The sequence below is a fragment of the Photobacterium sp. DNB22_13_2 genome (genome assembly GCF_052873915.1).
In genome coordinates, this window is sequence record NZ_JBNNXU010000008.1 from 100,004 (window position 1) to 116,871 (window position 16,868).

Sequence of the window (16,868 nt, forward strand, 5' to 3'; positions counted from 1 at the left end):
GTTAAATGATTAGAAAAGCATTTAAACTAAAAGTTAATCAAGGTCAGTTTGAAGAGTACAAACAGCGCCATGATAATGTTTTTCCTGAGCTAGTGCGAGAGCTTAAGTCTGCAGGGGCAAAGAATTACTCCATTTTTCTTGATAATGAAACTGGTTGTCTATTTGGGTATGTTGAGCTAGAATCTCTGGAAAAATGGAACGGCGTTTCAAAAACCAAGGCGTGTCAAAAGTGGTGGAAATATATGGACGATATTATGGATACCAATCCAGATATGAGCCCTAAATCTACTGAACTACAAGAGATGTTTTATCTTGCGTAGTTGATATGACTCAGCAAAAAGAAACGTTGGATGTATTAAGAGGGAAATATGAAAAAGCCTAACATTATTGTTATCTTTAGTGACCAACAGCGGTGGGATACTTTAGGTTGTTATGGTCAAGAGTTACCTGTAACTCCTAACCTTGATGAACTCGCACGTGATGGTGTGATGTTTGAAAATGCCTTTACCGTGAACCCTGTATGTGGGCCAACACGTTCGACAATGCAAACAGGCCTTTATCCTACAGAGACTGGTTGCTTTAGAAATGACATCATCTTGCCAGAAGATAAAAAAACTGTGGCTCATTTCTTATCTGATGAAGGCTATAGTGTTGGATATGTTGGTAAATGGCATCTAGCTTCAAACAACACTGCGCACGAGGGTTTTGTAGTAGCTGCACCTACTGAAAGTTCAGGTGAAACTATTGATAATTGTTTTACTGCTATTCCAAAACAATACCGTGGTGGCTATAAAGACTTCTGGATTGCTTCAGATATTTTAGAAGGCACGTCACATGGTTATGGCGGTCATATGTTTGATATTGATGGCAATAAAGTCAGTTGGGATGAAGATGTGTATCGTGCAGACTTCTTGACCGACTTGACGACAGATTACATTGATAATTATGAAGAAGATAAACCGTTCTTCTTGTTTTTATCTTATCTTGAGCCTCATCATCAAAATGACAGAAAAACCTATGAAGGCCCTCACGGTTCGAAAGAACAGTGGAGTGACTTCCAAGTTCCTGGTGATTTAGCTCCGTTTGTAAACGGTGACTGGGCTGAAGAATATCCAGATTACTTAGGTTGTTGCCATAACCTAGATGTGAACGTTGGTAAAATCCGTCAATCGGTTAAAGATAAAGGCCTTGATGACAATACAGTCATCGTTTACTTGAGTGACCATGGTTCGCACTTTAAGACGAGAAATGGTGAGTACAAACGCTCGTGCCATGATTCTTCAATCCGTATTCCGTTTGTTATCTACGATCCGCGTGCAGAAGCAGGCCAGGTTATTGATGACCATGCAAGTATTATTGATGTAGTTCCAACATTGCTCAAAGCTGCTGGAATTAAAGTGCCAAGTTATATGCATGGTCAACCACTTCAAGATCTCTATATTGATAATACTTCCAAAGATAATGTGAGCTTTATCCAAATTAGTGAATCTCAAGTTGGTCGTGCAATTCGCACCGATGAATGGACTTACTCAGTATCAGCACCAGATCAAAGTGGTTTGCTAACAAAAGATAGTGACGTCTATCAAGAAGAGTTTTTATACAATCTTGTTGAAGATCCAAACCAACTTGAAAACCTGATTGTGAATTCAGATTTTAATGATGTTAAAGCAACACTTAAGCAAAAACTGCTGGATGAGATATATAAAATTGAAGGTAAGAAACCTGAAATTCTAGACGCTTAATTGTCAACCAATCTAAACCATTATTAGTATTTGCCGTAGTTTAAGTCTTGAAAACAATATTGGGCTTAAGCTATGGTTAATGTTAAGGAGTTTTTATGAGCGTGCAAGGCGATAAAAAAAATAGAAAGCGTATTGAAAAGATCAGCTGCTTGTCTGAGTTAACTAAAAAGAAACGAAAGACAGATTTTCGTAAACAAGCGGCTCATCAGATTAATATAGCAAGACAAATAAAATACGCTTCGGTTAACCAATAACTACTGCAATTCTGAAAAAGGCCCAAATTCAATAATGTATTTGGGCCTTTTTATTCATTATGCACAACAGCGTTTATATTTATTTCCACTTCCGCATGGGCACAACGCATTGCGGCTTACCTTGGCATTTTTTTGCTGTTCGGCATAGTAGTCCATGATAAGAGCAGGTGACTTACCATTTTTGATAAGTTTAGCCATGAAAGCCATAGCATGCTGGCTGTGGTCGAAAAAGCTATAGTAGCCTTCACATAAATAATTATGATCAAGGTTGCCGTTGGGGCCTGGTAAGAATCGGTGTTTGGGACACCCACCATGACAAGCGAATTGGTAACGGCAAGACTGACACTGACTATTGAGTAGTTGCGATTTATTTAAACCAAACTCTATCGCTTCGTTGCTATTATTCATTGTTTTGATAGAACTTGCGTGGATGTTGCCAAGTTTATATTCAGGATAGACATAGTGATCACATTGAAAGAGATCACCGTTGGCCTCGATAGCGAATGCATGACCACATCTTGGGGCGAATACGCAGATTGGGCTAGGCTGACCAATCCATGTGGTTAAGGTGGCATCAAATTGCTGCACAAAGATTCTGCCAACATCATTTGTAACCCAATGGTCGAATATTTTATTTATAAAGTTACCATATTCTTTTGGCTTTACCGACCAGCGAGTTACTTTCCCATGTTTTTCATCGGGGTTAACCAACCATGTATCGCTGCTAGTTGAATCTGAGGCTTCTCTTTCAACTAATGGTATGAACTGGATGAAATTTGAACCAATACTTTTGAGGTACTGATAGGTTCTCAGTGGTTGCTTAACATTTTTATCATTGACGACAGTGAGTGTATTGAACTCGACTTTATGTTGTTTCAGTAACTCAATAGCATTGAGTACTTTATCGTGTGTACCGCGACCGCTAGTGTTTGTCCGATAAGCATCGTGTAGATCTTCAGGGCCATCAATAGAGACACCAATAAGGAAGTTGTTCTCTTTAAATAGCTTACACCACTCATCGTTGATGACTATTCCGTTTGTTTGAAAAGCATGCGATATCGTTTTAGTACCGCCATACTGCTGGCATAGCTGGATAACTTTTTTATAAAAATCTATACCTAGCAAAGTGGGTTCACCCCCTTGCCAAGCGAACTGAACCGTATCACCACTTTGAGCATCAATATATTGTCGAATGAACGCCTCTAAAGTTTCGTCATTCATGCGCCAGTTTTTTTGTCTCTCAGGGTAAAGTTTCTCCTTCTCTAAGTAGAAACAGTATTCACAGTCAATATTACATACTGAGCCGGACGGTTTCGCCATAACATGGCAGTTGGTTATTTGGTTCATTTATTATCCTATGAGATGAATTTATCTAGCATCGTACCTAGGTAAGTACATGCTAATAGAAATATGATTGTTGAAACGATAAGTTTAATTCTATGTGAGCTAAATATAGAGCAACTAAATGCAATCAATATTGCGATCACACTCGTTATGTAGATAGCTGGTTGTTCATGAAAAAGGGCGTGTCGAAATAAAACGATACCAATTCCAAACAGTACAAGTTGCGTTCTTAGCCAGGAAAGTGCCGTCCGTTCTCTTTGAAGTCCGTTATCCTTGTTCATATTGTGATAGCTAATGTGATCGTGATCGTAAGTGTCAACAGAATTGCACTAATTAACTTGATATAAGATGGATAGCGGAGCTCTTTGTTATGCCTCATAGCTTGTTCATTGAGTGACCAACGTCGATATGCATATATGGCAACTAAGCCAGAACAAACACATAAAAAACAAGAGATGATTAATCTGATAGTTGGGTTTGCTAAGTCTGGTGTCAGTTGGTCAAGAGCAATTGCACCAGCAAGTAAAGCAAGCGAGGTTCGAATCCAGGCTAAGTAAGTTCTTTCATTGGCTAGTGAGAAACGGTAGTCGGGTGCAGTGCCTTCTTCTCTCCATTTTCTGTTATTTCTCGAGTAGAGTTTTCTCACTTGGCGCTTTCCTTTGAGTTATGTCGATATCGGTCAAGTTTATTTAAATCAAGAGGGTGGGGCTTGCGATGATGTGGGCACAATACACCAGATTCTTTTAGTGATTTACAAAATCGAATAACCGTTGTCACGTCAGTAGCACTGTACTCGCTTATTTCGCGATATGTCCAAGGATACTGAGGGTAGTAGGTAAAGAAGTGGTGGATGGTATCGATGATTCTATGCTTAGCGTTAAAGGCACTGAATTGAACGAGACGTCTTTCAGCGTCACCTAACTCTTGGCAAACCTCAATGGCTAAATCCTTTGCTAATTCAGGAGACAATTTCTGTAATGACACAAAGTCTTTTACGTCAATCTTTCTAAGTTTGCTAGTTTCCATAGCCCGCGAGGTGGCTGGGTAACGTTGTTCAGTAAATAGGGAACGATAACCGAAGAAAGAGCCGGGACCATAGAGTCGTAGCAGAGATTCTTTTCCTGTGTCGGCAACTTGATATAAGCCAATAAAGCCTTCTTCAACGTAATAGAAGCCCGAGGATACAGTGTTGCTGATGTAAACAGCCTCTCTCTTGCTGACGGTCAACGAGCTAGTTTTGTTACGTATTGAGTATTTAAAAATGGGTTTCACTATAATTGTCTTCCCTTCATCTTGTTAAATTTATTTTACTGCAAATATTTAATGAAAAATATGATCAAAGCCATAAATTAAACGTCATTTAGTACGGTAAATTATAAATATTGAAATAATGTTTTAAAGAATGGTGGGGCGGTATGGATATGAGTGTTTTTGAGCTACTAATAAGTGTGTGGACATCAGATGGCGTACTATTAAAATTGATGCTTGGAAGTGTTTTTGGCTTATGCCTAGGGCTAACTGGTGTTGGTGGTGGCGTTCTTTTGATCCCTATGTTGCAACTGTTTTGTGGAATGTCACCAGTACTTGCAGTGGGTACTGCTAGTTTGATTTCTGCTATGGTGAAAGTAAATGCTTCATTTCTTCACATCAAGGCAAAAAATGTTTCTTGGAGAAAGATTTTTTTGTTGTTCGTTGGTGCTGTCCCTGTAACATTAATAGTTACTCAAGTTGTTATTTACTTTAATGCCCATCCTTTCTATTCAGACGTCACACAAACCACAATAGCATGGTTGGTGACCATTGTTATGGTTGGCTCTTTGATATCGGTATTTTCTAAGTACAAGAGTAACAAAGCTGGGGGGGAGCAACTTTCTGAACCAAAAGCAAATACCAAGAAGGTCATTATGTCTGGAATGTTTTGTGGTTCGGTATTGGGATCAACAGGAGTTGGTGGCGGCGTATTGTTACTCCCAGTATTGAATAGTGTTCTTCAGGTTGATATCAAAAAAGCGATTGGTTCATCTGTTGTTCTAGCATTGTTCTTATCATCAATTGCAGCGATTGGCTACGCGAGTGGTGGTCAATCTGATATCCATACTGCAATTTTGTTCTTTGTTGGTTCGTTTGTTGGTGTGCCAGTTGCTGCTAACTTAATGAAACATATGTCTGAAAATCATGTTTATCTTGCAACTATGCTGGTGATATCTGTAAGCCTTTTGTCTTACATTTCATTCTGAAAATTAACCTGAATTGTATTTAGGGTAAGGCTATAACTGACCGTCCAAAAGTTTAACATCGCATGTTACACCATACTGCTTTTTTGCGATTCAACGTTTTAAAAATTTATATTTTTTATAATCGATTTATCTAAGGAAAATGACATGGCTTTTACTTTAGCATTGCCAAAAATTAATATTTCTGGAGAAAACGCAATCAAAGAGCTTGTCTCGATGTTGGCCAATAAGAGCACTGGTCACGGATTTATTATTGCGGATCAAGCTCTAGAGCAACTTGGCCTTTTAGAGCCATTAATTCAAGAGCTTGAGCAGAATCATTTAATGTTTAGTTGTTTCACAGATACCGTTCCCAACCCGACTGTTACAGTTGTGGACCAAGCTTTCGAGGCATTTAAGGCGTCTGGTGCTGACTACATCATTGGTTTTGGTGGCGGTAGTGCAATTGATACGGCCAAGGCAGTAAAGATCCTAACTGCAAACCCACAGCCTATTACGATGTATACAGGGGCTGGTAACGTAAAAAATGTAGGGGTGCCACTTTATGCGATCAATACGACTGCAGGTACTGCAGCTGAGGTGACCAGCAATGCTGTGATTACCGATGAAGATACAAAAGTGAAGTGCGTAATTATTGACAGTAATATTATTCCAGATATTTCAGTCAATGATCCAGCCATTATGCTGGGGCTGCCTGCAGAAGTGACTGCAGCAACTGGGATGGACGCATTAACGCATGCTATTGAGGCATATGTCTCTGTAGGGGCGCATACGCTAACAGATCATTCTGCCCTGGAATCTGTGCGTGTTATCAGTAAATATTTGCCGCATGCTGTTGAAGATGGCACAAATTTAGAAGCACGTGAAATGATGGCTCTAGGCCAATTTTTAGCCGGTATGGCTTTTAATAGCGCAGGGCTAGGTATGGTACATGCTATGGCTCACCCGGCAGGTGCTCACAAAAACTTACCCCATGGTGTTTGTAACGCAATCTTGCTTCCTATTGTATGTGAGTTTAATCGTCCCCATCGAGTAGAAAAGTTCGCTAAGTTGGCCTCCGCTCTTGGGTGTAAAACCGAGGGCTTATCACAGGAGCAAGCCAGCATTGAAGCAATAAAAGCTATCCGTGAACTTAGTGAAAAAGTCGGCATTCCTAAAGGTTTTACTCAGTTAGGTGTAATCGAGCAGGATGTTAAAGCATGGGTGGCGAGTGCACTCGCCGATCCGTGCGCTGGTGGCAATCCAGTGGAAATGACGGCTGACGATGTACTGGCTTTATACAAAAAGTCTTTGGGGTAATCCGGCTTCTGATGGAATCTCGTTATATGGTAGTGAGATAGATGTTGTATCCTTCTCATGATAAAGAAAGAACATTTTCAATAATATAAATCAAAACACCATTTCATTTTATGACATGGTGTTTTTTTATGTATAAGGATTAGAAAAGTGTTTAGTGATTTAAAAGATATGCGCATCATAATTACGGGCTCAACGAGTGGAATTGGCCTTGCTGCGGCGAAATTTTTGGCTTTGAGTGGCGCTGTTGTCACGCTAACTTCTTATCGTCATCACGAGAACATTGAGAAGACCATTAAGGAGATTGAATCTCTTGGTGGGCGTGCTCAATTTTACAAAGTCGATTTTGCAAATGTGTCAGAATGCCAAGACTTTGTGAATCAGTTTGTGAGCGAATACGGTGGCATAGATGTACTTGTTAATAATGTTGGTGGCTTAGTTGACAGAAAGCAACTTGAAGACATTGATGCTGAATTTTTTGATGATGTTGCATACCTGAATATGCGCTCGGCTTTGGATATGGTTCGTCTATGCCTGCCATATCTCAAGGAATCGGCATCTCAACATGATTGGTCTGCATCAGTGATCAGTGTTGGTTCTATTGCTGCATATTCTGGTGGTGGTCCTGGCGCCTCGCTATATGCCGCGTCGAAAGCTTGGTTGCATACAGTTAATCGTTAATGGGCAAAAAACTATGCGAAAGATAAGATCCGGTTCAACATTATTGCCCCTGGGACTGTAGATACCGCTTTTCATGCCGATAAAGATGATGCTGACAAAGCACGAATGAGCAAAGGTATACCGATGGGACGATTGGGTACCGCAGAAGAAATGGCGCCAACGTTTGGTTACCTCGCTTCACATATTATGTCAGGTTATGTGACAGGGCAGATACTTCACATCAATGGCGGGCAATACATGTCGTAATATTCGAAAAGATTCGATGTAAAGAATCATTAAAAAGCCAGTCAGATTGTAACGTCCGACTGGCTTTGAAAGGTGATATTAGATATCTAGATCAATTACTTGTAGGTAAAGTGGGCGAGACGTGCCTTCAGAACGCTCCATTAAGTAGTAATACAACTTACCATTTTTAATGTGAACTTTACCGTGACTAAACTGCTTGCCCGAGTCAGCCTCATAAACTCTTTCGAAGTCATTTGTACCGCCTTTCGCCTTTTCAACGTAAGGTCTACCTTGGTTATTTAAGCCAATGATATAAATATCATCCCCAGCGGTATGAATGTTGGTTGCACCAGCAAAGTCATCAGTGATGATAAAATCATCTGCACCTGCGGGTTTGTACGAATGAAGGTGAACCATCTCAAAATCTGGGCGTTTGTTGTCTCTAGACTTGACGCGGCTAATGATATGAATGTCACCTTTTTCTGTTACAGTCCAGTCGAAGTTCTGGACGATATGAACTGAATCTTGTTCGGTGTGAGAGATATAGTCACCTGGCTCAAATACCTTAATTTCATCAGTATTGATTAGAGGAAATGACATGCTTTCCCCTTTGTGGTTTTTCCAATTACCTTCTCCACTTGGATGGTCAGAATAGGCATAATAAACACCGTTTTGGTACTGGTACTTGTCATCACGTTTAGCACGTTGCTGGAAGCCAACTCTCAGCTTATCGTTGACATATTTCATGCTGCCGTAAAGACCCCAATTGTAGTCATTGCCGTGTGACTTTGCGTCAAGTACATTGAATTGGTTCCATTCCGTCCACTTACTTTCATCGGCATTATAGTGAGCGAAAACGTAGCCCCCGTTATTATTTCCGCCTTTTCTCATGTATACCAACAAGGTACCGTCAGTATTAGTAAAGAATGTTGGGTATGTTAATCCAGAGTAGTTGTCGTAATCGATTTCACCAGTCAAGCTGAGGTGCTTATAATCGTCAGGACCTTCACTTACAGGTGAGGTATCTTTAATAAACTTATCTAACGTGAACTCATCATCTGATACATCTGCAGCACCAGGCACTGTGTATGAGTAACGGAAATAGTCATTGCTAAAGCTCCCATCAGCAGGACGGTCAGCTCCATAGGCGTGCATATCATAGAGCATATGAATCGTGCCATCGATAGGGCTGATCGCGACGGAAATGTAGTTATGTGATTCACCTATATGTCTTTGACCCAGGAAACCGGTGTGGCGATGTGGAAACTCAATGGTTTTTATTGCGCCAGTTTTTGTATTGTAACGAGAAAGCATAACCTCACGATTTTGTTTGCCGCCTTTGTACCAAGTGAGGAATATGTAGTCTTTGTATTTCTTTATACTGTCACCATGTGCCGAGATATGAGGACCAAAGAAATAATCGTATGTTTCAGTGTTATTATCTTCAGCAAAGCGGGCTACTTTCTTTCCATCGAAATGCAGGGCACCATTTGTGATTTCAATTTCACTTTCTAAAGATATAGAAGCATTTGCTGCGCCGAGAGGTAAAAGTAACATTGAACTAATCAACGTTTTAATACAACTTTTTTTCATTATTTTATTTATCATATATTCCAAATAAATATTGTTTATTTATAATTTCAACAATTGATTTTATTGTTGATTGTGGTAGCTGTAAATAATGCTTTTTGCCTTAATGTATGGCAATGTTTGCACAATGGTATAGTTTTTTATAATTATAAATAAGTATTATCATCTTGAGTTTTTATAGGAAGCTAATTATTTTTATTAATAATTAAAAGGGTGGATTAAAATCAGTTTTTCTATATACAAGGACACGTAGGGTGTTGTTAGATATGCTATTAGCAGTAAAAATAATAGGTATTGCATATTATATGACATAACAAGGTGGCAGCTAATTTGAAACAAATTTCAGGTGAAAGCTTAACAGCACCGTTCAAGATGCAATAATGTTATATGCCATCAAGTGATCATGCCTGATTGAAATGGTATTCTAGATAATTTGACTTGCTGTTTTTTGTATTACAATAGTATCTTTAAGCCAGAGTTTAATGAGATTTCCGATGGAATTAAGTATATTGCTTTCTATGTTATTGATATTTATCGGGGCTTTTGTTCAGACTACAACTGGCTTTGGTATGGCTGTTGTAGCTTCACCATTATTACTTCATGTTTCACCTGATTATGTTCCAGGCCCTATTGTTGTTGTAGGGTTATTCTTGGCATTGGTGAATATGTATAAATATCGACTTCATGTTAATTGGCTTGGGTTGAGGAAAAGTGTTTTTGGCCTTCTTCCTGGGAGCATTTGTGGTGCAGGGCTTCTCTACTTGGTTGATGTTGAACAACTATCACTATTTCTTGGCGCGACTGTATTGGTTGCGGTAGGGGCAAGCTTATTACCTATAAAAATTGAAGTCACGCCAAATCGGCTTACTGCCGCAGGGTTCTTATCAGGGTTTCTAGGTACGAGTTCTGGGATCGGTGGTCCGCCAATGGCTTTATTGCTTCAACATCAAAAACTTCATTTGATTAGAGCCAACTTAGCAGCCTTCTTTTTGATGAATTGCATCTTATCTCTATTAATACAAATACCTATTGGGTATATGAGCATGCATCATTTGTTTTTGGCATTGCCTTTGATTCCAGCTAGTTATGCTGGGCACAAGCTTGCAGTTTCTGTTAATGATTATATATCACATAAAGCAGTTCGTAATGCCTCTTTACTCTTGTGCATCGTTGCTGGGTTAGGTGCGGTTTTATCTGGATTAACTCAATAATTTACTTCTGATAGAAAGGAAAAAACGTGAAAACGGATATTACTTGGGTTGAAAAAGCCTGGAAAGATACATTCGATAAAGTAAGAAAAACTAGTCAAGAAATGACTGTTGATTTCCCATCAATGACTTCTGGTGGAATTTATAGCGACACACATCAACCTTGGGCTTGGGTTGTTGGTTTTTGGCCTGGCTTACTATGGTTGCTATATGAAAAGCAGAATTATCAGCCATTTAAAGATATAGCAATTCATCGTGAAATTATCATGGATGGGCCATTGAATGAGTATGTAAATATTCACCATGATGTGGGTTTTATGTGGCAATTGACATCAATGAAACATTACGAGCTTTTAGGTAATGAGGAGTCTAGAACAAGAGCATTAAGAGCAGCGAGCCATCTTGCGAGTCGGTTTAACATAAATGGTAGATTTCTAACTGCTTGGAATAAGAATGATGTTAATTCTGCTGACCCTAGGGGGTTGAGTATTATTGATAGCATGATGAACTTGCCAATTTTATATTGGGCAGCGGAGCAATTAGATGCTCCAAGATTTAAAATGATCGCAATGGCTCATGCTGATACGGTGCTAAAGGAGTTTATCCGTGATGATGGCTCGGTTAGGCATATGGTAGAGTTTGATTATTTACTTGGTAACGTTAAAAAATACCATGGTGGTCAAGGCCATAGTGAAGATTCTGCCTGGAGCAGAGGGGCATCTTGGGCGATTCATGGATTTGCACTAAGTTATCAATATACCAAAGAAGCAAGGTATCTAGAGACAGCAATTAAAGCCGCTGACTTTTTCATCAATAGTCTTGCAGATGACTTTGTTCCTTACTGGGACTTTAGGGCTCCTATGAATGCGGAGACTCCAAGAGATACGTCTGCAGGGGCATGCGCTGCAAGTGGATTATTGTTGCTATCTGATTTAGTGGAAGATAAACAGAAAAAAGAGTTTTACTTGCTGGTAGCTAATAACATTTTATATAGTTTATATAAAAACTATGGAACATTTAAAGATGATAGCCAGCAAGGTATTTTAGTAGGCGGGACATTCAATTGCCCACAAGGCTTGGGGATTAATTGCTCTTTAATTTATGGGGATTACTACTTTGTAGAAGGCCTCTATAAGTTAAAAAACAATCTAGAATCTTTATAAAAAATTGATACTTTAAAATATAAGCCATTATCTGAATAGGGTAGTGGCTTTTTATGTTTATAAAACAGGAGTGTTATTTCTAAATTCTAGTGGTGTCATGTTACATTGTTTTTTAAATTGTTTTATAAAATAACTGGTATTGTTGTATCCTACAGATTTGGCAATGTTAGAGACTGACATGTCTTTGTTGGTAAGCATCAGTTTTGCATCATTAACTCTTTGCTGGTTAATGTAGTGGTTAAACCCCATTGTTGTATGTTTTTTAAATATTCGACTGAAATAAAAAGGACTTAAGTCAATATGAAAAGCTACATTTTCAAGTGTTAATTCTGATGCAATGTTTTTGTTGATGAAATCAAGTGCCTTTTCTACCTTATACTTTGTGAGCGTGTTGTTTTGCTCAAAGTTATGTTTGGTATGGTCACCATCGGAGAATTGACTTAAAACAAGTTTTTCAGATAGATAGTTATCTACTATTTTCGTTAAAATGGCAGATGATGATACAACCTTGCGCAATTTTACTTCGGGTATGTCCTCATAGAGACTTAAAAGCTCATTATTCTTTTGCCAGTTATGTTTATGATGAGTAATGACTGGAATTTGATGTTTATCAGTAACCTTTGCTTGTCCACACTGGATAAAACCAATTAGATTACCTTTGATTGTTAATGGAATAGAAAAGTCTATTAGGCCAATATGACACTGATAAAACATCGTTTTTTGCTCTTGAAGACTAGTTAATCCACCTACACGATCACAGCGCTTACAAACTTCAAAAAGTGAGTTATGAGTTCTGATTTTTTCACAAAGTGTTGTAAAGTTAAATCTTGGTGATATTTCATTTCCCTCAAGGTCTACGACGAGAACGGCTAATCCGGTTGCCATTGAGAAGTCATAGGCTATTTCGTTTATCATCGTATTTGAAATCATAAAGATAACCTCTTCTTCATTTTCCATTACATATTAAATAGTAATTTTAATAAATTTCAGCTTAACAGAGTTTGACAGGTACCACATTTTTTAGTACCACATTAAATACACGCTGCGTAGTTTTGCCGTTATTGTTTTATACAGAGCGACATTAATTTGATGTCAACCACATATTTCAATGTTTATCTTTAGCGACTTAAGCAAAATTCTTTCATCAGTGTGCTTTACCCTTAAGTTACTAACCATTATAAATACAAAATTCTTGCTTATTTATGAGACTATCTTGCTGGAAAATAATCCATAGAGCGCAACATAGTTATTTTTTTTATTGTTAACCTCATAGTGTTCAAGAAGCATAAGTCGTAAAAAAAAAGAAATTTAACTTAATTTTGTTCGATGAATTAATCAACATTGAAAGTTTATCAGTTAATTATACTGCTAATTGTTTCAATCAATACAGAGGTGACTGCAATGCAACAAGAAGCTTTAGGAATGGTAGAAACTCGTGGTTTGACTGCTGCAATTGAAGCGGCTGATACCATGGTTAAATCAGCAAATGTTCAGTTGGTTGGTTACGAAAAAATAGGTTCAGGGTTAATTACTGTTGTCGTTCGCGGAGATGTTGGCGCCGTTAAAGCCGCAACAGATGCAGGTGCTTGTGCTGCTAGTAATGTTGGTGAAGTTATTGCTACTCATGTGATTCCTCGTCCACATACTGATGTAGAAGCCGTACTTCCTGCCGCTCTTCCTGAAGGAATTTAACAATGACTACAATCACTACAGTCGAACAGATCATTTCAGATGTGTTGGACAAAGTCGGTGATAAAGAAGAATTATCGACTCATCCTGCAACCAATTATACGCCATCAGTTCCTGCTGAAAATGTGATGCCAGTTAAGCAAGCAAAGACAAATTCAATGACTGAATTTGTTGGTACTGCTATTGGCGACACTATTGGATTGGTTATTGCCAACGTAGATAGTCAGCTGCTTGAAGTTATGGATCTTGAAAAGAAATACCGTTCTATTGGTATTTTAGGTGCTCGTACTGGTGCAGGGCCTCATATTTTAGCTGCTGATGAAGCTGTTAAAGCTACGAATACTGAAGTCGTAAAAATTGAACTAGCGCGTGATACCAAAGGTGGGGCAGGCCATGGCTCTTTGATTATCTTTGGTGGCTCTGATGTTTCTGATGTCAAGCGTGCCGTTGAAGTGGCATTAAGCCAGTTAGAGCGAACCTTTGGGGATGTTTATGCCAATGACGCAGGCCATATCGAACTTCAGTATAGCGCCCGGGCAAGCCATGCATTAGAAAAAGCATTTGGCGCACCATTAGGTCGAGCATGTGGTGTGATTGTTGGGGCTCCTGCTTCTATTGGGGTACTAATGGCTGATGCAGCGCTTAAAGCTGCCAATGTAAATACTGTTGCTTATAGCTCACCAGCCAAAGGCACAAGCTTCTCAAACGAGGCTATTTTAGTGGTTTCAGGTGACTCTGGGGCTGTTAGGCAGTCAGTTATGACGGCTCGTGATGTGGGCGTTAGCTTACTCGAAACAATGGGTGGCCCAGCACCTTCACAGACAAAACCTTATATTTAGGCATTAAAAGGACAATATCATGAAACCTGTATCCCAAGGTTTTAGTGAGCCTACGAGTCGTGTAGAGTCACTTCGTAACCAAATTTTAGATGCTGTGCCTTGTATTGAAACAGCACGCGCCCTATCTATCACCGCTTCTTATAAAGAAACCGAAGGGCAACCCGCAATTATTCGTCGCGCAAAAGCTTTTGAGCGCATTCTTGCTGAACTACCCATTGTTATCCGTGATAATGAGTTGATTGTTGGTAGTGCTACGATTGAACCTCGATCGTCTCAGATTTTTCCTGAGTTCTCGAATACCTGGATTGAAGATGAGTTTGAGCGTGTTGGCAAACGTAGTGGTGATTCCTTTCAAATTTCTGAGCAAGCAAAGCAAGAATTGCGAGAAGTCTTTCCTTATTGGCAAGGAAAAACAACCAGTGAACTAGCCACTTCATATATGTCATCAGATACACAGGCCTGTATGGATGCAGGTGTGTTTACTGTTGGTAATTACTATATGAACGGTGTTGGCCACATCTCTGTTGATTATGCCAAAGTGCTTAAGGTCGGGTACAAAGGCATCATCACTGAAGTTGCTGAAAAGATGATGTCTGCTGATAAAACATCGCCAGAATATATTAAACAAGAGCAGTTTTATAAAGGTATTATTATTTCTTGTAATGCTGCTATCCAGTTTGCAAAGCGATATGCAGACAAAGCCAGTGTCTTGGCGGCTACAGCTGTTGGTGAGCGAAAAGCTGAATTAGAAAAAATTGCCGCAACATGTCGCGCCGTTCCTGAGAATGGGGCCAGTAATTTCCATGAAGCTTGCCAGGCTTTTTGGTTTGTTCATCTTATGATTGGCTTGGAGTCTAATGGCCATTCGATTTCTCCAACTCGTTTTGACCAATACATGCAACCTTATTTTGAGATGGATAAAGCCATTTCAGCAGATTGTGCTCAAGAGCTAATTGATTGTATTTGGGTTAAGCTTAATGATATCAATAAGGTACGCGATGAAGTTTCCACCAATGCTTTTGGTGGGTACCCGATGTTTCAGAACCTGATTGTAGGCGGCCAAGACAGTAAGGGTGAAGATGCAACGAACACTTTGTCTTATATGTGTATGGAAGCGACTGCACATGTTCGCCTGCCGCAGCCATCGTTCTCGGTTCGTGTATGGTCAAAAACGCCTGATGAGTTTTTGCTCAAGGCTTGTGAGCTAAGCCGTTTAGGCTTGGGTGTGCCGGCTTTCTATAACGATGAGGTGATTGTCACCGCTTTGGTCAACCGGGGCTTGAACCTTCAGGATGCACGTGATTACGGCATTATCGGATGCGTTGAGCCGCAGTGTCCAGGCAAGACTGAGGGGTGGCACGATTCTGCATTTTTCAATCTTGGAAAATTGCTAGAAATCACCTTGAATGGTGGTAAGGTCGATGGGAAGCAACTAGGGCCAGTGACACCATCCTTAAGTGAGTTCCACTCATTTGAAGCGCTCATGACTGCCTATCAAAAACAAGCAGAGTATTTTGTTTTCCACTTGATTACTGCTGATAACTGCGTTGATATTTCGCATGCTGAACGTGCACCTTTGCCATTCTTATCTTGTATGGTTGACGATTGTATCGGCGATGGCAAGTCACTGCAGGAAGGGGGAGCCGTATATAATTTCAGTGGTCCACAAGGGGTGGGCGCTGCAAACGTAGGTGACTCTTTTGCCGCGATTAAAAAGCTTGTTTTCGACGAAGCCAAGTTGACGCTGCAGCAAGTCAAAGAAGCACTCGATAACAACTTTGCGGGAGACAATGAATCTGCGGCTCACTCAGCGAATGATCCGGCTTATGATATGGTGATGGATGCTGTTAAGAAGGTTTTAGCTGAAACCGGTTCTGCGGCACTACTTGACTCACAGGTGCTCAAGAATAATGTGAATGTCCTTACTTCAAAGACCGGTTCTGTTCGACAGATGCTACTTGATGCACCTAAGTTCGGTAACGACATTGATGAAGTTGATTTGTTGACAAGAGAAGGTGCAGCCATTTACTGCCGTGAGGTTGAGAAGTACAAAAATCCACGTGGCGGTTCATTCCAGGCTGGCTTGTATCCTGCCTCTATTAATGTGCTCATGGGAACGGTTGTAGGTGCAACTCCAGATGGCCGTATGGCTGGTGAGCCATTAGCGGATGGCGTATCACCTAGTCGTGGTATGGATCGCAGTGGCCCGACAGCGGCGACCAACTCTGTTGCCAAGCTTGATCACTTTCTTGCGTCGAATGGTACCCTGTATAATCAAAAATTCCATCCTACGGCACTACAGGGTGAGAATGGGCTTAGTAATATGGGCGCCTTGATCCGGAGTTATTTTGATCATAAGGGAATGCATGTTCAGTTTAATGTTGTTAACCGTGACACCTTGTTAGCAGCACAAAATGATCCTGAAAAGTATCGTGATTTAGTCATTCGAATTGCGGGTTATAGTGCTCAGTTTATCTCATTGGATAAGAGTATCCAGGACGATATTATTGAGCGTACTGAACATATGTTCTAAGCGATTTAGCTCCGTATGTAAGTGGCATTAAATAAATTATTAATATTTATGTACGGAGTTTTTTATTATA

16 protein-coding genes and 1 pseudogene are annotated in these 16,868 nt (G+C 39.8%); 11 read left to right on the top strand and 6 right to left on the bottom strand.

The annotated features are described in order from the left end of the window. The first annotated feature begins 5 nt into the window (after positions 1-5). The 3 genes from rhaM (at position 6) to ACVA58_RS14035 (ending at position 1,996) form a co-directional block, all read left to right on the top strand. Positions 6-320: an L-rhamnose mutarotase gene (rhaM, locus tag ACVA58_RS14025; RefSeq protein ID WP_446511060.1), complete on the top strand. Its 315-nt coding sequence runs from the start codon at positions 6-8 to the stop codon at positions 318-320. 48 nt (positions 321-368) lie between these two features. Next, positions 369-1,742 (top strand): sulfatase-like hydrolase/transferase, encoded by a 1,374-nt coding sequence (locus ACVA58_RS14030; RefSeq protein WP_446511061.1) that lies wholly within the window; start codon positions 369-371, stop codon positions 1,740-1,742. Positions 1,743-1,837: 95 nt separating this feature from the next. Continuing rightward, entirely contained in the window at positions 1,838-1,996 is a 159-nt protein-coding gene (locus ACVA58_RS14035) for a hypothetical protein (RefSeq protein ID WP_446511062.1), read from the top strand. A gap of 57 nt (positions 1,997-2,053) precedes the next feature. Here the strand turns inward: ACVA58_RS14035 and ACVA58_RS14040 are convergent, their stop codons facing one another. Genes ACVA58_RS14040 through ACVA58_RS14055 form a run of 4 tightly spaced genes read right to left on the bottom strand, consistent with a single transcriptional unit; the run spans position 2,054 to position 4,612 of the window. Further along, a complete protein-coding gene (locus ACVA58_RS14040) occupies positions 2,054-3,343 on the bottom strand; it encodes an anaerobic sulfatase maturase (RefSeq protein WP_446511063.1) in 1,290 nt (429 codons plus the stop codon). Positions 3,344-3,351: 8 nt separating this feature from the next. Then, positions 3,352-3,621, bottom strand: coding sequence for a DUF202 domain-containing protein (locus ACVA58_RS14045; RefSeq protein ID WP_446511064.1), 270 nt, complete (start codon positions 3,619-3,621; stop codon positions 3,352-3,354). Further along, positions 3,618-3,986, bottom strand: a complete 369-nt coding sequence (locus ACVA58_RS14050) for a YidH family protein (protein WP_446511065.1) — start codon at positions 3,984-3,986, stop codon at positions 3,618-3,620. The genes ACVA58_RS14045 and ACVA58_RS14050 overlap by 4 nt, the downstream gene beginning before the upstream one ends. Beyond that, positions 3,983-4,612, bottom strand: coding sequence for a Crp/Fnr family transcriptional regulator (locus ACVA58_RS14055; protein ID WP_446511066.1), 630 nt, complete (start codon positions 4,610-4,612; stop codon positions 3,983-3,985). Before ACVA58_RS14055 ends, ACVA58_RS14050 begins: the two co-directional genes overlap by 4 nt. Before the next feature lie 143 nt (positions 4,613-4,755). On the opposite strand from ACVA58_RS14055, the gene ACVA58_RS14060 reads away from it, so the two are divergent. The 3 genes and pseudogenes from ACVA58_RS14060 to ACVA58_RS14070 all read left to right on the top strand — a co-directional run bounded on the left by ACVA58_RS14060 (position 4,756) and on the right by ACVA58_RS14070 (position 7,797). Continuing rightward, positions 4,756-5,577, top strand: coding sequence for a sulfite exporter TauE/SafE family protein (locus ACVA58_RS14060; RefSeq protein WP_446511067.1), 822 nt, complete (start codon positions 4,756-4,758; stop codon positions 5,575-5,577). A 144-nt stretch (positions 5,578-5,721) separates the two neighbouring features. Next, positions 5,722-6,873: an iron-containing alcohol dehydrogenase gene (locus ACVA58_RS14065; RefSeq protein ID WP_446511068.1), complete on the top strand. Its 1,152-nt coding sequence runs from the start codon at positions 5,722-5,724 to the stop codon at positions 6,871-6,873. Between the two features lie 168 nt (positions 6,874-7,041). Beyond that, positions 7,042-7,797, top strand: a pseudogene (locus ACVA58_RS14070) (SDR family NAD(P)-dependent oxidoreductase). A gap of 78 nt (positions 7,798-7,875) precedes the next feature. Here the strand turns inward: ACVA58_RS14070 and ACVA58_RS14075 are convergent. Beyond that, positions 7,876-9,384, bottom strand: coding sequence for a BNR-4 repeat-containing protein (locus ACVA58_RS14075; RefSeq protein WP_446511069.1), 1,509 nt, complete (start codon positions 9,382-9,384; stop codon positions 7,876-7,878). A 476-nt stretch (positions 9,385-9,860) separates the two neighbouring features. Here ACVA58_RS14075 and ACVA58_RS14080 point away from each other — a divergent pair, with 476 nt between their 5' ends. Beyond that, a complete protein-coding gene (locus ACVA58_RS14080) occupies positions 9,861-10,577 on the top strand; it encodes a sulfite exporter TauE/SafE family protein (protein WP_446511070.1) in 717 nt (238 codons plus the stop codon). A 26-nt stretch (positions 10,578-10,603) separates the two neighbouring features. Next, a complete protein-coding gene (locus tag ACVA58_RS14085) occupies positions 10,604-11,737 on the top strand; it encodes a hypothetical protein (protein ID WP_446511071.1) in 1,134 nt (377 codons plus the stop codon). 57 nt (positions 11,738-11,794) lie between these two features. Here the strand turns inward: ACVA58_RS14085 and ACVA58_RS14090 are convergent, their stop codons facing one another. Beyond that, positions 11,795-12,694, bottom strand: coding sequence for a PocR ligand-binding domain-containing protein (locus tag ACVA58_RS14090; RefSeq protein ID WP_446511072.1), 900 nt, complete (start codon positions 12,692-12,694; stop codon positions 11,795-11,797). A 444-nt stretch (positions 12,695-13,138) separates the two neighbouring features. Between ACVA58_RS14090 and pduA the strand changes: the two genes are divergently transcribed. Genes pduA through ACVA58_RS14105 form a run of 3 tightly spaced genes read left to right on the top strand, consistent with a single transcriptional unit; the run spans position 13,139 to position 16,798 of the window. After that, positions 13,139-13,429 carry a propanediol utilization microcompartment protein PduA gene (pduA, locus tag ACVA58_RS14095; protein ID WP_039459926.1) on the top strand — a complete coding sequence of 97 codons (291 nt, stop codon included), beginning with the start codon at positions 13,139-13,141 and terminating at the stop codon, positions 13,427-13,429. Positions 13,430-13,431: 2 nt separating this feature from the next. Continuing rightward, a complete protein-coding gene (gene pduB / locus ACVA58_RS14100; RefSeq protein WP_446511073.1) occupies positions 13,432-14,265 on the top strand; it encodes a propanediol utilization microcompartment protein PduB in 834 nt (277 codons plus the stop codon). Between the two features lie 19 nt (positions 14,266-14,284). Continuing rightward, on the top strand, positions 14,285-16,798 hold the full coding sequence (locus ACVA58_RS14105) for a glycyl radical protein (protein ID WP_446511074.1): 2,514 nt from the start codon (positions 14,285-14,287) through the stop codon (positions 16,796-16,798). The last annotated feature ends 70 nt before the right edge of the window (positions 16,799-16,868 follow it).